This is a genomic window from Azospirillum sp. B506 (genome assembly GCF_000333595.1).
Taxonomy (GTDB): Bacteria; Pseudomonadota; Alphaproteobacteria; order Azospirillales; family Azospirillaceae; genus Azospirillum.
The window spans coordinates 1-1,520 of sequence record NZ_BADK01000105.1; the positions used below are offsets into that span (position 1 = coordinate 1).

2 protein-coding genes are annotated in these 1,520 nt (G+C 65.6%); one reads left to right on the forward strand and one right to left on the reverse strand.

Going from position 1 to position 1,520, the window contains the following annotated elements; all coding sequences use genetic code 11:
• A partial coding sequence (locus I71_RS03885; RefSeq protein ID WP_375731172.1) for a lytic transglycosylase domain-containing protein occupies positions 1-567 on the reverse strand: 567 nt, incomplete at its 3' end.
• A gap of 241 nt (positions 568-808) precedes the next feature.
• On the opposite strand from I71_RS03885, the gene I71_RS03890 reads away from it, so the two are divergent.
• Positions 809-1,520, forward strand: a 712-nt coding sequence (locus I71_RS03890; RefSeq protein ID WP_042690895.1) for an efflux RND transporter periplasmic adaptor subunit, incomplete at its 3' end; no start/stop codon positions are given.

Here is a 1,520-nt window from a genome sequence, read left to right on the forward strand (position 1 = left end):
GGCCGCAATGTAGGCGGCCAGGAAGCCGGGAGCGCCGAACAGGTCATACATCTCGCGCAGATAGGCGGTGCCGGCCATGATGTTGTCATGCGGGTCGGAGGGATCCGCCCCAAGGCCGTACTGCGTGCGCATCAGCTCATAGGTGCCGGGCATCACCTGCATCAGGCCGATGGCCCCGGCGGAACTGGTCAGCACCTTGCCACTGTTCGTCGTTGCCCGGCCATTGCTCTCGCGCATCATAACCGCGCGGATCCATTTCTCCGGCATATCGTATTTCTGGGAGGCTTCGCGGATATGCGGGACCCAGCGCGACAGCGGATCGCTGGGGTCAGGGAGGTAGGCGGCTTCGGCCGGCGGAGCCGTCTGCACCTGCGGCGCTTCAGAGGCGCAGCCGGCCAGACCGAGGGCCAGGCACAGCATTGCTCCGGCGGCGTGGATCGTCGCGAGGTTCCGTTTGACCACGAGGGGATTTCCGTGCAGTTGGCGCAGGCGGGACAAAAGATGGATCGTTTTTTCAATGTACAGCCCACGCCTGTCAAGCGACATCACGGCCGCTTCTTGAATCATGTCCCGAAGATGCCTCAAATTTGCCGGATTTATCCCTTGTGAAGAGGTTGGCAATTAGGATTTTTGGCAAATGCCGTTATGCCAGTCTTCTCAACCCTTTCGGGCATGGCCATCCCGTCACATGGCGCGACAACGGGAACCTTGACGGAACATCGACGCCACCCCTAATGGAGAGTGCCGGCTGCGCTCTCAACCGATGCCGCTCCGATCACGCAGGGCCGACCGAACTGGATCGACGCTCATGACCGCTCCACAACGGACTCTCCCAGCGGAAGTCCTGCCACCGGCACCGCAGCCGCCGCAGCCCTCGCCGCAGGGCGACGCGCCGCTCCCGCCGCACCCCGGACGACGGATCGGCCGGCTGCTGATGGTCCTTTTGGTGCTGCTCGCGGCTGGCGGAGGCATCGCCCTCTGGCGTGCCCGCAGCCCGGCAGCCCCCTCCCCTGCCGCGACCGTTCCGGCGGCGGAGCGGCCGGTGGAGCTGACGGCCCTGGAAGTGACCGCTGTCGCCCCGCGCGTGCTGACGGAGACGGTGCGGCTCAGCGGCTCGGTATCGCCAATGGAGCAGTCGGCGGTGAAGGCGGAAGTGGCGGCACGGCTGGGCGAGGTTCTGGTACGCGAAGGACAGGCCGTGCGCCGCGGCGACGTGCTGGCCCGTTTCGACACGGTCGAGCTGACCGCTCGCCTGAACGAAAAGCAGGCCAACCTGGAGGGCGCGCGTGCCCAGCTGGTGCTGGCGGAAAAGACACTGACCAAGAGCCGCACACTGAACCGCAACAACATCGTTTCCGACACCAGCCTGGATCAGGCCGAAAGCAGTTTCGGCTTCCAGCGTGCCCAGGTCGATGCGCTGGCGGCACAGGTCGAACTGGCGCGCAAGGCTTTGCGCGATGCGGTGGTGGTCAGCCCGATCGACGGCATGGTCGCCAACCGGTCGGTCAATCCGGGGGAAA